This is a genomic window from Pseudoxanthomonas sp. GW835-FHT14C01 (assembly GCF_058793715.1).
Map to the genome: position 1 here is coordinate 647,693 of NZ_JBXAGB010000001.1, position 14,927 is coordinate 662,619.

Sequence of the window (14,927 nt, forward strand, 5' to 3'; positions counted from 1 at the left end):
CGCGCGACCGGTGAGCGGCCGTTACCGACAGCACGACTTCGCCTCCGGCCAGTCGCTGCTGTGCCGCTGGGACTATGTGCAGGGCGCGCACGCGACGCCTGCGCTGGTGTTGCCGGATGCGTGCGTCGATCTGCTGTGGGATGGCGCGCGGCTGAGCATCGCCGGGCCCGACACGCACGCGCAACACGCCCGCATCGCGCCCGGCCAGTGCGTGCAGGGGCTTCGTTTTGCGCCCGCGGTGGCCGCGCACTGGCTGGGCGTGCCGCTGCATGCGCTCGCCAACCAGCGCGTGGAGCTGCGCGATCTCGACGTTCCTCGCCTGACGATGCTGGCTGACCGGATGGCGGAGCGCGACGCCGATGCGATGGGCTGGCTCGCCGACCGGATCCTGGCCGACGGACCGCCGCGCATGGATGCGATGCAGGCCGTGCATGCGCGACTGGCGCGCACGCAACCCGGCCCGGTCGCACGGCTGGCCCGCGACCTCGGCATCGCCGAGCGCACCTTGCTGCGCCGGTGCGACGAAGCGTTCGGCTACGGACCGAAACTGCTGGCGCGCATCCTGCGGCTGCAGCGTTTCCTGCGCATGCATCGCGACGACGCGACGCTGGTGGAAACGGCCTTGGACGCCGGTTACTACGACGCCGCGCAACTCGCTGGCGATGCGCGTCGCCTCACCGGCCTGACGCCGACGCAGCTGCTGGCGCAGGTCGCGCGCTGACTGTCCGATTTCGCCAAGACGGCGACGCGCCGACTGCCGCAGACTGTCGGCCTCTTCCACGGACACCCGCCATGAGCGCCGCCGAGCACCATCACCGCATCGACTACATCGAGTTCAACGTCGCCTCCATCGCCGCGTCGAAGGCGTTCTACGGCGGCGCATTCGGCTGGACGTTCCAGGACTACGGCCCGGACTACTGCGAATTTCGCGACGGCCGCCTGACCGGCGGCTTCGCGCAGGGCGCGCCGCAGCCCGGCGGCGCGCTGGTGGTGCTGTATTCGACCGCGCTGGAAGACAGCCTGGCACAGGTGGAAAAGGCCGGTGGCCACGTCACCAAGCCGATCTTCGCCTTCCCGGGCGGACGCCGCTTCCAGTTCACCGATCCCGACGGCTACGAACTGGCCGTCTGGTCGACGACCTGAGTCAGCGGGCGTCGTAGCGCGCCAGCAGCGCGCGATGGCCCGCACGCCACTGCGCCAGCTCACCGGTCGATCCACCGTAGGCGGCATCGATGAAGGCCAGCGACAGCGACTCGGTCGCCTGCTTGACCTGCTCGCTGACCTCGCGCGAATCGAAGTAGCGGTGGTCGGTGAACACGTTGTGGGTGCCGTGCCGGTACACCGCCAGCACCTTGTGCGCACCGCCGGTGGCGTCGAACACCTTCAGCCGGTCGCCCACCCCCGAGCCGAACCCCGGGATGCGGATGATGTCGTCGGCCGTGGTGACGTGCAGCGTGGGAATGGTGATGCCGGCGAGGATCGGCCGGACGTCGTCGTCGCCGTAGAACGGCGGCGCGGAGATGACGATGGCCGCGGTGAAGCGCGGATCGCGCAGGTCGATCGTCCTGCCTTCGCGCACCACGCGCGCGCCGGCCGCCAGCAGCGTGGTGTTGGCGCCGTAGGAATGGCCGGCGGCGACGATGCGCGTGCGGTCGATGTGTTTGCCCCATTCGCCGGCCAGTGCGCTGTCGAGGGCGAACCGCTGGTCGCGCACGCGCGCCACGGCTTCGGTCTCGCCCGCAGCCCGCTGGAAGCGCGAGACGAGTTCGAGCGGGTTGCCTTGCCATAGCGTGCGATCGCTGCCGACGTGCTGCACGTGGAGACTGGCGATGCCGTGCTTCGCCCAGTAGTGGCCAAGGTAGGTGTAGCCGTCCCGTGCGCTGCCGATGCCGTGCGAGAACACCACCAGCGGCACCTTGCCGGTGCGCGCCGCATCCGGCCAGAACAGTTTCACCGGCACGGCGCGTCCGCGCGCGGGATCGACCCAGTCGAGATCCTGCACGCGATAGCCCGCACGGATCTCGATGGCCGCATCGGCGCGTGCGGGCACGTGCGACGAGGCCACCAGCATCGGCGCGAGCAGCAGCAGGGACAACAGGACCGCCACGCGGTGGCGGCGGAGGAAGGCGGCAACGTTCATCGACGACACATCCGGAACGGGAGACGCCACGCGTCTCGACGCATGGACAGGACAACAGGGGTGCCGCGCGGACGCGGCGGTCTTTTTTCTACTTCTTCTTCGGGCGACCGGCCTTGACCGGCGTCAGCGCATCCAGCGCCTGGGCCAGCGCCTGCGGTGACAGCGCGGACAGCGCTTGCAGGCCGGCACGCAACAACTCGCTCTTCTTCGCCGGACGCTGCACCTGCAGCGCGCGGCCCTTGAGGACATCGACCAGGGCGAAATCGTCGGCCGGCATGGTGAAGCTGTCGCGGACCAGCTTCGCCGGCGAGGCGTCTGCGGCCTCGCCGGCACCCCCGGCTTCGCGCGTCTTGCGGGACTTGGCCACGGCACACCCTTGAATCGTATAAACGATTTATACCTTTTTGCGCCCTTGCTGCCAATCCGGTCGCCAGCCGACGAGCGGCACGCGTTCAGTCCGGCGGCACACCGGATACCGGGTTGCCGGGATCTAGACTGTCGGCCTCCCGCCATGGTGGCCGCCCATGCGCCCTCGCGCCGACGCCTTCCGAATCGGTGAACGTGCCGCCGCGCTCGCCGTCCGCGACGCGCGGGCGCTGGCCGCGGCGCTGGCGATCGCGCCCGCCGATCCGGCCGGCGTGCACGAAGCGCGCAAGAGCGTCCGCCGCCTGCGTTCGCTACTGGCGCTGGGCCGGCGCAGGCTGGGCAAGGACGCCGTCGATGCCATCGACCATGAACTGCGCCTGCTGGCCAAGGATCTCTCCGCACTGCGCGACGGCCAAGTGGTGCAGGACACGGCACGGCAACTGGCGAGCGAGGCGGATGCCGACGAACGCGCTACGTGGGAATCCCTGTTGCCGCTGCTGGCCGAACGCCAGCGGCACCGGCTCGCCGACGCGCTGCGCGAGGATCCGGGCCTGGTGCGCCGGCAGGCGCAGGCGCATCGGCAGGCCGAGCGGCTGCAGCAGCTGACCTGGCATCGGCTCCGCAGCAGCGACCTGCGCGAGGCGCTGGGGCGCTCGGCAAGCCGGCAGGCGCGGGCCCAGGCCACGGCGCTCGCCTCGGGCGCCGTCGACGACCTGCACGACTGGCGCCGGCGATCGCGACGGCTGCGCATGCAGCTGAGCGCGTTGCGCAAGCTGCACGTGCGCCCGTCGATGGGCGAGCACGGCGTGATGAACCTGCGGCATGTCTCCCGACTCGTCGACCAGTTGGGCGTCCTGCAGGACCTGGCGCTGCTGTCGCAGGCGCTGGACGTTCTGGAACGGGCCCATCCGCTGCCCCGGCCGGTCGCCCCACGGCACGCCAGCACGCCTTCGCCCATTCATCCCCTGGCATAACCCCGGCCTGTATCCCGGGCCCCGCGGGTGCGTCCGCGTCAAGAACGCCATCGCCGGGCCGATAGTGACCCATACGGTCCCTCCGCCGGCGCCCGGAAATCCTCCGGCACGAATGGTGGGCCCGAAGATCCGGTGTTCCGGCACGCGACCCCGTGTGGCACGAAGCCTGCATCCCCTTGGGGTCGGCTCCGGTCGGATCGCCCTCCCCTCACGCAGGATCAAGGCCCAGGTGGATTCCACCCCCGCCCATCCCGGCGACGCCCCGGCGTCACCGGCTCCGTCTTCCCGCCGCGCCGGCCTGTCGCCGCGGGCGTGGGCGGCGGCTGTCCTGCTGCTGGGCCTGGCGTGCACCGCGATCGTGGCCCAGCGCGAATGGCGCGATCTGCAGGAGCGCGCGGAAGAGGCCCACCGTGCGCTGGCCGATGCCGGCGTGTCCCAGCTGCGCGTGCCGCTGGAGCAGGCCGCGTCGATGCTGCGCGCCATGCAGACGCTGTACCTGGCCAACGACCAGATGGACCAGGCGCGCTTCAGCCAGTACCACGCCAGCCTGCGCAGCCCGCTCGCCCCGGGGGCCTACACCTCGGTGGCGTTCGCACGCCGCCTGCCGGTCGACCAGCCGCTGGCCGACCAGGTCTCGTACCGCTACGAATTCGTCGCTCCCTACCAGGCGAACACGTCGCTGATCGGCTTCGACATGGTCACCCAGAAGGCGAACCTGGCGGCCCTGCTGCGCGCGCGCGATACCGACACTGTGGTGATCTCCGCGCCGTTCGCGCTGCGGCAGACCACGCCGGCCGGACAGAATCCGCTGGGCGTGACGCTGCGGCTGCCGGTGTACTCCGACGGCCCCACGCCGGGCACGCCGAACCAGCGCCGCGCGCGCGAGATCGGCGCGCTGGCCATCGGCATCCGCCTGCAACCGCTGATCGAGACAGCGATGGCCGGCGCGGTGCTGGACGGCTTCCGCGTGCGGCTGTACGACGCCACTGCGGACGCGCAACCGTTCTACGACTCCGCCACCGCCGTGGCGACGGGCCAGCCGGCGCAGGTGCGCAGGCTGGACTTTGGCGGCCGGCAATGGCGGCTGGAGATGCAGCCGCGTCCGCAGCCGCTCGACAGCGGGCGCCTGCAGGCCATCCTGGCCGGTGGCGGCGTCATCAGCCTGCTGCTGGCTGCGCTCGCCTGGTCGCTGACGGCCACACGCCGGCGCGCGGTGGCGCTCGGGCAGCAGATGAGCCAGCGCTACCGCGAGAGCGAACTGCGTTTCCGCGCGCTCAACGAGCTGCTGCCCGCGCTGGTGCTGCTGGCCGACGCGCGCGATGGCCGCATCGTCTACGTCAACCAGGCGGCCCGGCTTCGCCTGGGCGATACCACCGGCCTGCCGCTGTCCACGCTGTTCTCCGATCCGCAGCTCCAGGCGCGCGCGCGCGACGCCGCCGCCATCGGCAACGACTGGGGCAACCTGGAAGCGGTGCTGCTGAGCCCGGATGGCGGCGCCTTCTGGGCGAGCGCGTCGATCGCGCAGGTCGACGTGGAGGGCGTTCCGCACCTGCTCATGGTCGCCACCGACATCTCCGAGCAGCGCGAACTGACCGAACGGCTCAGCTACCAGGCCACCCACGACGCGCTGACCGAACTGTGCAACCGGCGCGAGTTCGAACGCCGCGTGGAAGAAGCGCTCGGCGAACGCAAGGGCCGCGCCGTCTGCGACCCCTGCGCACTGCTGTACATCGACCTCGACCAGTTCAAGCTGATCAACGACGTCTCCGGCCACATGGCCGGCGACCAGCTGCTCGCGCAGCTCGCGCTGGCGATGCGCCAGCAGCTGCGGGGCGGCGACGTACTGGCGCGACTCGGTGGCGACGAGTTCGGCCTGATGGCGTTCCACGTCGATGCCGAGGGCGCGCGCGCGCTGGCCGAGCGCCTGCGCGAGCGCATCGAGGCGCTGATGTTCGTCTGGCAGGACCGCACCTACACGGTCAGCGCGAGCATCGGCGTGGTGGTGGTGGACCAGCAGGAGCCGACGCTGAAGGACCTGCTGGCGTGGGCGGATACCGCCTGCTATCTGGCCAAGGAGAACGGCCGCAACCGCGTGCACATGTACCGCGAGGACAACGAGACCACGCGGCGGCACGGCGAGATGGAGTGGGCCAACCGCCTGCGCTGGGCGATGGAGCAGGACCGGCTGCTGCTCGACTACCAGGAGATCGTGCCGCTCGACGGCCGCGACACCGCCCACAGCATCGAACTGCTGCTGCGGTTGCGCGACGAGGACGGCGGCATCGTCCTGCCGGGCGCGTTCCTGCCCGCCGCCGAACGCTATGGCCTGATGCCGGCCATCGACCGCTGGGTGATCGGCAACGCACTGGCGCACTTCGGCGAGCTGCACCACTCCGGCATGCGCCTGGGCACCTGCGCGATCAACCTGTCCGGCGCCAGCATCGAAGACGAGGGCCTGGCCGACTTCATCCTCGCCCGCATCACCGAATACGGCGTGCCGCCGCATGCCCTGTGCTTCGAGATCACCGAGACCGTCGCGGTGCGCAACCTGCTGAAGGTGGTGAGCGTGATCGAGCGCCTGCGCCGGGTCGGTTGCCGCATCGCGCTGGACGACTTCGGCGCCGGCATGTCGTCGTTCGGCTACCTGAAGAACCTGCCGGCGGACCTCATCAAGATCGACGGCAGCTTCATCCGCGACCTCGAGACCGACCCGATGAGCCGCACCATCGTCAGCGCCATCGCGCAGATCGGCCACCAGCGCGGCCTGAAGGTCGTGGCCGAATGGGTGGCCAGCCCGAAGATCTGCGACGCGCTGCGTTCGCTGGGCGTGGACTACGGCCAGGGCTACGCCCTGCACCGTCCCGAGCGCGTGCTGTTCCAGCGCGAGGAGCCGCCACCGCGTCGCCTCGTCGTGGTGCGCTGAGGCCTCCACTCCGCCGCCGGCCCGAGCGCCAACGGCCGCACGTCTTCCAGCAGGCTGACCGTGGAGAAGACCCGTGTCGCCGCAGCGGCCGTCACGGGCGTGTGTCGATGGCCGTGCTGCGCGTGGCACCGATCGCCGTCCGCGCCCGTGCATCGCGCGGAACGGCGCTCACACGTGCGCCATCCACTGCCTCAGCAAGTCCTGCAGCCCGGCGGCCCGCGCCTCCACGTCCGTGAGGTCTGCGAACGACCAGGTCGCGCGATCCGCACCCAGCCAGGCCAGCTGCCGGTGCGGATCGGCGATGGCGTCCTTCGGCAGCGCACGCTTGCCCGCGCCCAGGTGCAGCACCAGCAGCATGCGGTCCGCACGCCGCAGTTGCATCGTCGCGAAGTGGCGGCCTCCGAGGTGGAAGCTCGGCGCATTCCACTTGATGCCCTCGCCGATGCGGGGATCGGCGGCCAGGATCACGGCGCGCAAGCGCCGCACGCAGGCCTGCTGCGGCCGTGGCAGCGCGGCGAGGAAAGCATCGATATCGTCGGTCAGCGAACGCGGCATGTTCGAACGTCCTGCTCAGCGGGTACGCAGGCCGGCGCCCAGCCGGCGGTACAGCGTGCTCCGGCTGATGCCCAGCCGGCGGGCCGCCCGCGCGATGTTGCCATCGCAGCCCTCCACCGCCGCGCGCATGCTGGCCAACGTGATCGCGTCCAGGTCGGCGTCCGCCGCCGCGACCACGGCGACCGCAAGCAGCGACGTGCGCAGGTAGGCCGGCAGCGCGTCCACGTCGATCTCGCTGCCGGGCTCGCTCAGCGCCGCGAGCGTGCGCAGGCTGGCGACCAGCTGGCGCAGGTTGCCTGGCCACGCGTAACGCGACAGCGCGTCCTGCGCCGCCGGCGTCAGTCGGCGACCCTGACCGATGCGCTGCCACAGCGTCCGCACCCGTTCATCGCGGTCGGTGGCGTCGCGCAGCGGTGGCAGCGCGACGATGTGGTGGGAAATGCGGTAGTACAGGTCCGCACGGAAGCGGCCCTCGGCGACGGCGGTCTCCAGGTCGCGGTGGGTCGCGCAGACGAGGGCGAAGTCCAGCTTCACCGGCTTGCCGCCGCCCAGCGGCGACAGCTCGCGGTCCTGCAGCACGCGCAGCAGGCGCGGTTGCAGCGCCATCGGCATGTCGCCGATCTCGTCCAGGAACAGCACGCCGCCCTCGGCCTGGCGCAACAGGCCCGCGTTGCCGTCCTTGCGCGCCCCGGTGAAGGCCCCGCTCTCGTAGCCGAACAGTTCCGCTTCGATCAACCCTTCCGGCAACGCGGCGCAATTGACCGCCACGAACGGCCGTCCGGCACGCGCGCAGCGTCGGTGCAGCTCGCGCGAGAACACCTCTTTGCCCGTGCCGGTCTCGCCCAGCACCAGCACCGGGATACCCGCGTCGAGCACGCGTCGCGCCCGCTCCAGATCGGCCTGGCGGGTCGCGTCGAACAGCGGCGCGTCGGCTTCCGTGCCCGCCACCGCAGCGGAGACCGTGATGGGTGATGCTGCACGCGCGCGGCGGGTACGGGTGGGTTCGTCCACGTGGCCATACAGCACGCGGCCGGTGCGGTCGTGCACTGCGCCGTCGTCGCGCAACCGCGAAACCGCCCCGTCGAACAGCGCCTCGTACGGCGCGCGTCCCAGGTCGCCGCGCTCCAGCCCGAACAGCGCCAGGCCCACGCGGTTGGCCGCGACCAGCCGCCCGTTGCGGAAGGCGAGCAGCCCCTCGCGGGCCGTCCCCAGCAGCGCGCGATTGCTGTGTACGCGCAGCAGGTCGGCCTCCGCGATGCCCTCGTCGAAGTAGCGGTGCTCGATGTGGGCCACCGCCAGTTGCGCGAGCCCGAGCGCATGCACCTGCGCGACCGCGGCGTCGCCGGAGATGTCCAGCACGCCGACCAGACGGCCGTAGGGGTCGAAAATGGGCGCCGCGGCGCAGTTGAGGATGCGATGCGGCGCGGCGTAATGCTCGGCACCCCGCACCTCCACCGCCCGTCCATCGGCAATGGCGGTGCCGATGGCGTTGGTGCCCACGCGCGCCTCGCTCCAGCACGCGCCGGGCATCAGCGCCACGCGCCCGGCCTTGTCGAGGAAAGCGTCGCTGCCTTCCGCGTCCAGAATCCAGCCCTCCGCATCGGTCAGGATGGCGATGCTGCCGGTGTTGGTCGCATCCGCCGCGAGCATTTCCACCTCGGCCCGTGCCAGCCGCCACAGGCGCTCGTGCTGCTCGCGCATCGCGCGCAGGCGCGGCGCGTCGATGGGCTCGATCGCCGGCCGCGCGTTCGCCGCCAGCCCCAGGCCCCGGCAGCGGCGCCACGACTGCAGGATGGCGCCCGGCACCTGGCCGACCGGCGTGCGCCCGGCTTCGAAGAACGCGCGTCGCGCCTCGAGCAGCGAGTCGTTGCCAGGGGAAATCCGTGTATGCGCCATCGTCCTGCCCTGCCGGCGATGTGTCGCATTCTGCGACAACCCGACCGCCCGCTGTTCCGATACACACCACAGGCTGCGACAGCCTGCAATCGCTTTCGATGCTGCGATGCCGCAGGAGCGCGCATCGATGCCAGCCGCCATGCCGCCCGCCGCCGTGACGCGCCGCAGCACGCGGATCTGGCACGCCGCCTGCGTCGGAGGGACGCACCCGCACCGGGTCCACCTTTGCATGGAGTTTCCGATGAACGCAGTTGCCTCGCCCCGCCCCCAGGCCGTCGATCCCTCCGCCCTCTTCAAGCTGCGCTACGGCAACTTCATCGGCGGCCAGTGGGTCGAGCCCCGTTCGGGCCAGTATTTCGACAACCCGACGCCGGTGACCGGCAAAGTGTTCACCCGGGTGCCGCGCTCCAACGCCGAGGACATCGAACTGGCGCTCGATGCCGCCCATGCCGCGAAGGAGGCGTGGGGCAGGACATCCACCACCGACCGCGCCAACGTGCTGCTGAAGATCGCCGACCGCATCGAGCAGAACCTGGAACTGCTGGCCCACGCCGAGACCTGGGACAACGGCAAGCCGATCCGCGAGACGCTCAACGCGGACATCCCGCTGTGCGTGGACCACTTCCGCTATTTCGCCAGCGCCATCCGCACGCAGGAAGGCAGCATCGGCGAGATCGACGCCGACACCATCGCCTACCACTTCCATGAGCCGCTGGGCGTGGTCGGCCAGATCATCCCGTGGAACTTCCCGTTGCTGATGGCGTGCTGGAAGCTGGCGCCCGCGCTGGCCGCCGGCAACTGCGTGGTGATGAAGCCGGCCGAACAGACGCCGGCCTCGATCCTGGTGCTGATGGAGGTAATCGGCGACCTGCTGCCGCCGGGCGTGCTGAATGTGGTCAACGGCTTCGGCCTGGAGGCGGGCAAGCCGCTGGCCTCCAACCCGCGCATCGCCAAGATCGCGTTCACCGGCGAGACCACCACCGGCCGGCTGATCATGCAGTACGCCAGCCAGAACCTGATCCCGGTGACGCTGGAACTGGGCGGCAAGTCGCCGAACATCTTCTTCGCCGACGTCATGGCCGAGGACGACGACTTCCTCGACAAGGCGGTGGAAGGCTTCGTGATGTTCGCCTTCAACCAGGGCGAAGTCTGCACGTGTCCGTCCCGCGCTCTGGTGCAGGCATCGATCTACGACCGCTTCATGGAGAAGGTGCTCGCGCGCGTCGCCGCGATCAAGCAGGGCAACCCGCTGGACCCCAACACGATGGTCGGTGCGCAGGCCTCCGGCGAACAGCTGGAGAAGATCCTGAGCTACATCGACATCGGCCGGCAGGAAGGCGCCGACATCCTGGCCGGCGGCGGGCAGGCCGTGCTCGATGGCGACCTGGCCGGCGGCTTCTACGTGAAGCCGACCGTCTTCAAGGGCCACAACCGCATGCGCATCTTCCAGGAGGAGATCTTCGGGCCGGTGGTGTCGGTGACCACCTTCAAGGACGAAGCCGAGGCGCTGGCCATCGCCAACGACACGCTGTACGGCCTGGGCGCGGGCGTGTGGAGCCGCGACGCATCGCGCCTGTACCGCATGGGCCGGGCGATCCAGGCAGGCCGCGTGTGGACCAACTGCTACCACGCCTATCCGGCGCACGCAGCGTTCGGCGGCTACAAGCAGTCGGGCATCGGTCGCGAGAACCACAAGATGATGCTCGACCACTACCAGCAGACGAAGAACCTGCTGGTCAGCTACTCGCCGAAGGCACTGGGCTTCTTCTGACATCGCATGCGCGCTGCCGTCCGACCGGCGGCATCGCGCACGCACACGGGATTGATCGCAATCAACGTCACGGCCACGCGTTCGTCGTAGCGTGGCCATCCTCACTTCATTGGGAACCGACCATGGACAGCACCATGAAAGCCGCCGTCGTGCGGGAATTCGGCAAACCGCTGGTGATCGAGGAGGTGCCGGTGCCGCGTCCGGCCGCCGGCGACATCCTGGTCAGGATCGAAGCCTGCGGCGTCTGCCACACCGACCTGCACGCCGCCGAGGGCGACTGGCCCGTGAAGCCCACCCCGCCGTTCATACCCGGCCATGAGGGCGTGGGTCACGTGGTTGCGGTCGGCGCCGGGGTCAGCCATGTGAAAGAAGGCGACCGCGTCGGCATTCCGTGGCTGTACTCCGCCTGCGGCTATTGCGAGCACTGCCTCGGCGGCTGGGAAACGCTGTGCGAGACGCAGCAGAACACCGGCTACTCGGTCAACGGTGGCTTCGCGGAATACGCGCTGGCCAATGCCGGCTACGTCGGCCACCTGCCGGCGAACATCGGGTTCGTCGAGGTGGCGCCGATCCTCTGCGCCGGCGTGACCGTGTACAAGGGCCTCAAGGTCACCGACACCCGGCCCGGCGACTGGGTGGTGATTTCCGGCATCGGCGGGCTCGGCCACATGGCCGTGCAGTACGCGAAGGCGATGGGCCTGAACGTGGCGGCCGTCGATGTCGACGACGCCAAGCTCGACCTCGCCCGCCGCTTGGGCGCCACCGTCGCCGTCAACGCGAAGACGACCGACCCGGTCGCCTACCTGAAGAAGGAGATCGGCGGCGCACACGGCGCACTGGTCACCGCGGTTTCGCCAAAGGCGTTCGAACAGGCCATCGGCATGGTCCGCCGTGGCGGCACGGTCTCGCTCAACGGCCTGCCGCCGGGCCAGTTCCCGCTGGACATCTTCGGCATGGTGCTCAACGGCATCACCGTGCGCGGCTCCATCGTGGGCACGCGGCTGGACCTGCAGGAATCGCTGGAATTCGCCGCGATGGGCAAGGTGGCGGCCACGGTGGCGACCGACCGGCTGGAGAACATCAACGAGGTGTTCGCCCGCATGCATGCCGGCGCGATCGAGGGACGCGTCGTGCTGGATTTCGCCGCCTGAGCGCAGCCGGGGTTCCGACCATGCACGCCACGCCCCGCGTCTCCCCGCCGCCGCAGGTGACGGCCACGCCGGCGGCGCTGGCATTGATCGCGCGCCTGCAGGCCCGGCACGGGGCCGTGCTGTTCCATCAGTCGGGTGGCTGCTGCGATGGCTCCTCGCCCATGTGCTACCCGGTCGGCGACTTCATCCTCGGCGACCGCGACGTGCATCTGGGCGACATCGGCGGCGCCGGCTTCCACATCAGTCCCACGCAGTTCGCCTACTGGAAACACACCCAGCTGGTCATCGACGTGGTGCCCGGGCGCGGCGGCATGTTCTCGCTGGAGAACGGCGAGGGTGTGCGCTTCCTGGTGCGCTCGCGGCTGTTCACCGACGAAGAGTTCGCGGCGTTGGCGGCGGCGGGACGGGTCTGACTCAGTCGGCGACGGTCCGTTCCTGCGCCCGCGTGCCGGCCAGTCGCATCTTCGCGTCGCGGGCTGGAAGCGGCATCACCCGCAGGCCGCCTGCACGGCACAGGTCGAAGGCCGGATACAGCGCGCGTCGACCATTGGCGAAGACGATCCGGAGGTCGTGCACGCAGCCCTCGCTCCGGATCTCGACGGTGGCGGCATCGCCGCCGCCGGCCAGTCGGGCGCCGGCGAGGATTTCGCGAGGGTCGTCGACGCCGGCCGGCGCCGCGGACATCGACACGATCCCATCGTGGGCGCGGTTCACGACGTACAGATAGTGCGTGCGCTCAGCCGCTTGGAGGGCGGCGATCGGACTGGCGGCGATAAGCAGGACGACGACGGACAGGCGGTGCATGGCGTGATCTCCGGTGATGAGGTCGCCACCGGCGACGCGGGATCGCGTGCGGGGCGAGCGCATCTCGCGCCTGTCCGGACAGGGCGGCAACGGATCCGTGACGAATCGTCGTGCCGCCGTGGCGAATCGTAGTCGGCCTCCCGATGGCTTCCCGCCGCCCGCGCGCGGCCCTTACGATGCGGACGCCGATTGGGAGGTCCGCATGAAAATCCGTCTGGGCAGCACCGAGATCGGCCTGTTCCGTTACCTGGCCCTGTGGACGGCGGTCGCGCTGCTGTTCACCCTGCAGAACAAGCTCAACAGCGGCCTGTCACGTCCCAGCTGGCCGCTGTGGGACCTGATCCGCTGGTCGTTGATCCAGTGGTACACGTGGGCGGCGCTGGCGCCCCTCGTGTTCCGCCTGGCCGAGCGCTATCCGGTACGCGGCACGCTGCGCTTCCGCGGGCTGGGCAAGCAACTGGTGGCCAGCCTGTGCACGACCTTCCTCGCGATGATGATCGGCGCGCTGGTCTCCACGCTGTTCGAACCCAGCGGCTTCTTTGAACAGCTCGGCTATTTCCTCGAGCAGCACTTCGCCATCGGCCTGCTGACCTACTGGATGCTGTTCGCCATCCAGCAGGCCATCCAGTTCCACGCCGAGAAGGCGCGCCGCGAACTGGAAGCCAGTCGGCTGGCGACCGAACTCGCGCAGTCGCGGCTGCAGGTGCTGAAGACCCAGCTGCAGCCGCACTTCCTGTTCAACACGCTGCACGCCATCATCACCCTGCTCGACGAGGACACGCTGTCGGCGGAGGACATGCTGCTGCGCCTGAGCGAACTGTTGCGCGCGTTCCTGGAGGACTACGACGGCCAGGAAATCCCGTTGCGGCGCGAACTGGAACTGCTCGAGCTGTACCTCGGCATCCAGCGCCGTCGCTTCAAGGACCGGCTGACCACGCGCATCCACGTCGCGCCGGACGTCCTCGACGCCGCCGTCCCCAGCCTGGTGCTGCAACCGATCGTGGAGAACGCGATCCGCTACGGCATCGGCCAGCACGTCGGCGAGGACTGCGTCGAGGTCGACTGCCGGCGCGAAGGCAACCAGCTGTGCATCGACGTGCGCAACTACAACAGCACGCTGGACGAAGGCGGCCACGCCGGCGGGCATGGCATCGGCCTGTCGAACACGCGCCTGCGCATGCGCGAACTCTACGGCGGCGACGCCAGCCTGCGGCTGGACCTGATCGTCCCGCGCGGCGTGGCCTGCAGGCTGCGCCTGCCGTTCCGCGACCTTGATGCGGACGTGCTGCCGGAGCACGTGCCGGCATGAGCCTCACCGCGCTGGTCGTCGACGACGAGCCGATCGCGCGCCATGCGGTGGTGCGGCTGCTGCGCGAGGATCCCGACATCGATGTCGCCGGCGAGTGCGGCGACGGGGTGTCCGCCGTGGCCGCGATCCGCGACCTGTCGCCCGATCTGGTGTTCCTGGATATCCAGATGCCGGCCATCACCGGCCTGGATGTGGTGGCGACGATCGGCGCGGCCCGCATGCCGGCGACGATCTTCGTCACCGCCTACGAACAGTTCGCAGTGCGCGCGTTCGAGGCGAACGCGGTGGACTACCTGGTGAAGCCGTTCAGCCGCGACCGCTTCGCGGAGACGCTGCGCCGCGCGAAGCAGCGATTGGCCACCGCACAGGGTGCGGATGCCGACACGACGTCGCGCATCATGCAGGCGCTGGCGTCGCTGCAGCAGCGCGACGCCTATCTGGAACGGGTGCCCGTGCGCGAGGACGAACGCGTCGTGCTGGTCGACGTGGACGACATCGTCTGGATCAAGGCCAGCGGCAACACGGTGCGCCTGCACCTGGCCGACCGCGTGCATGACCTGCGCGAGACCATGGCCGCGCTGGCCGCGCGCCTGGATCCGCGCCGCTTCGCCCGCGTGCACCGCTCGGCCATCATCAACATCCGCCGGGTAAAGGACATCCATCCGTGGTTCAACGGTTACCACGTGGTGACGATGGACACCGGCCAGCAGTTGCGCATGAGCCGCTACCAGCACGAGGCGTTCCTGAAACTGGCCACGCTGCGGCGCGAAGACTAGCCGGTGCGGATCTGCCGGCGGGCATCGATGACGTGCTGCGCCCGTGCCTTGCAGGCCGCCAGCGCGTCGTAGCAGGTGAAGTAGGCATGCCGGTCGTCGACCCAGAGGTTGTCGCTCCAGTCGCCGCCGGCATCGCGCACCCGTACGGCCAGCGACCAGGGCTCGCGTTCGCCGGCGCGCTCCAGCACCACTTCCACCAGATGCCCCTGGCAGGTCGACAGGTCCACCTTCTTCTGCATGTTCCCGCTCCCGGCACGCTGTG

At 70.2% G+C, this 14,927-nt stretch carries 15 protein-coding genes; 9 read left to right on the top strand and 6 right to left on the bottom strand.

Going from position 1 to position 14,927, the window contains the following annotated elements; genetic code table 11:
* Positions 1 to 10: 10 nt before the first annotated feature.
* Positions 11 to 721, top strand: coding sequence for an AraC family transcriptional regulator (locus AC1Q5B_RS02845; protein WP_492630218.1), 711 nt, complete (start codon positions 11 to 13; stop codon positions 719 to 721).
* Positions 722 to 792: 71 nt separating this feature from the next.
* Positions 793 to 1,143 carry a VOC family protein gene (locus tag AC1Q5B_RS02850; RefSeq protein ID WP_492630219.1) on the top strand — a complete coding sequence of 117 codons (351 nt, stop codon included), beginning with the start codon at positions 793 to 795 and terminating at the stop codon, positions 1,141 to 1,143.
* Between the two features lies 1 nt (position 1,144).
* Here the strand turns inward: AC1Q5B_RS02850 and AC1Q5B_RS02855 are convergent, their stop codons facing one another.
* Together AC1Q5B_RS02855 and AC1Q5B_RS02860 are read right to left on the bottom strand one after the other, a co-directional pair.
* On the bottom strand, positions 1,145 to 2,140 hold the full coding sequence (locus AC1Q5B_RS02855; RefSeq protein ID WP_492630220.1) for an alpha/beta hydrolase family protein: 996 nt from the start codon (positions 2,138 to 2,140) through the stop codon (positions 1,145 to 1,147).
* Between the two features lie 88 nt (positions 2,141 to 2,228).
* The gene (locus tag AC1Q5B_RS02860; RefSeq protein WP_492630221.1) at positions 2,229 to 2,507 is read right to left on the bottom strand and encodes a hypothetical protein; all 279 of its coding nucleotides are present in this window, start codon (positions 2,505 to 2,507) and stop codon (positions 2,229 to 2,231) included.
* A gap of 157 nt (positions 2,508 to 2,664) precedes the next feature.
* On the opposite strand from AC1Q5B_RS02860, the gene AC1Q5B_RS02865 reads away from it, so the two are divergent.
* Positions 2,665 to 3,480 (top strand): CHAD domain-containing protein, encoded by an 816-nt coding sequence (locus tag AC1Q5B_RS02865; RefSeq protein WP_492630222.1) that lies wholly within the window; start codon positions 2,665 to 2,667, stop codon positions 3,478 to 3,480.
* Between the two features lie 229 nt (positions 3,481 to 3,709).
* A complete protein-coding gene (locus AC1Q5B_RS02870) occupies positions 3,710 to 6,403 on the top strand; it encodes a bifunctional diguanylate cyclase/phosphodiesterase (RefSeq protein WP_492630223.1) in 2,694 nt (897 codons plus the stop codon).
* Between the two features lie 168 nt (positions 6,404 to 6,571).
* Here the strand turns inward: AC1Q5B_RS02870 and AC1Q5B_RS02875 are convergent, their stop codons facing one another.
* Together AC1Q5B_RS02875 and AC1Q5B_RS02880 are read right to left on the bottom strand one after the other, a co-directional pair.
* Positions 6,572 to 6,958 (bottom strand): DUF1801 domain-containing protein, encoded by a 387-nt coding sequence (locus AC1Q5B_RS02875; RefSeq protein ID WP_492630224.1) that lies wholly within the window; start codon positions 6,956 to 6,958, stop codon positions 6,572 to 6,574.
* 15 nt (positions 6,959 to 6,973) lie between these two features.
* Positions 6,974 to 8,854 carry a sigma-54-dependent Fis family transcriptional regulator gene (locus tag AC1Q5B_RS02880; RefSeq protein WP_492630225.1) on the bottom strand — a complete coding sequence of 627 codons (1,881 nt, stop codon included), beginning with the start codon at positions 8,852 to 8,854 and terminating at the stop codon, positions 6,974 to 6,976.
* Positions 8,855 to 9,095: 241 nt separating this feature from the next.
* Between AC1Q5B_RS02880 and adh the strand changes: the two genes are divergently transcribed.
* From adh to AC1Q5B_RS02895, 3 genes are all read left to right on the top strand, one after another.
* The gene (gene adh / locus AC1Q5B_RS02885; RefSeq protein ID WP_492630226.1) at positions 9,096 to 10,625 is read left to right on the top strand and encodes an aldehyde dehydrogenase; all 1,530 of its coding nucleotides are present in this window, start codon (positions 9,096 to 9,098) and stop codon (positions 10,623 to 10,625) included.
* A gap of 122 nt (positions 10,626 to 10,747) precedes the next feature.
* Entirely contained in the window at positions 10,748 to 11,776 is a 1,029-nt protein-coding gene (gene adhP, locus AC1Q5B_RS02890) for an alcohol dehydrogenase AdhP (protein WP_492630227.1), read from the top strand.
* Between the two features lie 20 nt (positions 11,777 to 11,796).
* On the top strand, positions 11,797 to 12,189 hold the full coding sequence (locus tag AC1Q5B_RS02895) for a DUF779 domain-containing protein (RefSeq protein WP_492630228.1): 393 nt from the start codon (positions 11,797 to 11,799) through the stop codon (positions 12,187 to 12,189).
* Position 12,190: 1 nt separating this feature from the next.
* Here AC1Q5B_RS02895 and AC1Q5B_RS02900 read toward each other — a convergent pair whose 3' ends face one another.
* Positions 12,191 to 12,643, bottom strand: coding sequence for a hypothetical protein (locus tag AC1Q5B_RS02900; RefSeq protein ID WP_492630229.1), 453 nt, complete (start codon positions 12,641 to 12,643; stop codon positions 12,191 to 12,193).
* A 139-nt stretch (positions 12,644 to 12,782) separates the two neighbouring features.
* Between AC1Q5B_RS02900 and AC1Q5B_RS02905 the strand changes: the two genes are divergently transcribed.
* Complete coding sequence (locus AC1Q5B_RS02905; protein WP_492630230.1) at positions 12,783 to 13,889, top strand: sensor histidine kinase; 1,107 nt, start codon at positions 12,783 to 12,785, stop codon at positions 13,887 to 13,889.
* Positions 13,886 to 14,665: a LytR/AlgR family response regulator transcription factor gene (locus AC1Q5B_RS02910; protein ID WP_492630231.1), complete on the top strand. Its 780-nt coding sequence runs from the start codon at positions 13,886 to 13,888 to the stop codon at positions 14,663 to 14,665. The genes AC1Q5B_RS02905 and AC1Q5B_RS02910 overlap by 4 nt, the downstream gene beginning before the upstream one ends.
* Here the strand turns inward: AC1Q5B_RS02910 and AC1Q5B_RS02915 are convergent.
* Positions 14,662 to 14,904, bottom strand: a complete 243-nt coding sequence (locus tag AC1Q5B_RS02915; protein WP_492630232.1) for a hypothetical protein — start codon at positions 14,902 to 14,904, stop codon at positions 14,662 to 14,664. The two genes, AC1Q5B_RS02910 and AC1Q5B_RS02915, sit on opposite strands and share 4 nt — an antisense overlap.
* Between the last annotated feature and the right edge of the window lie 23 nt (positions 14,905 to 14,927).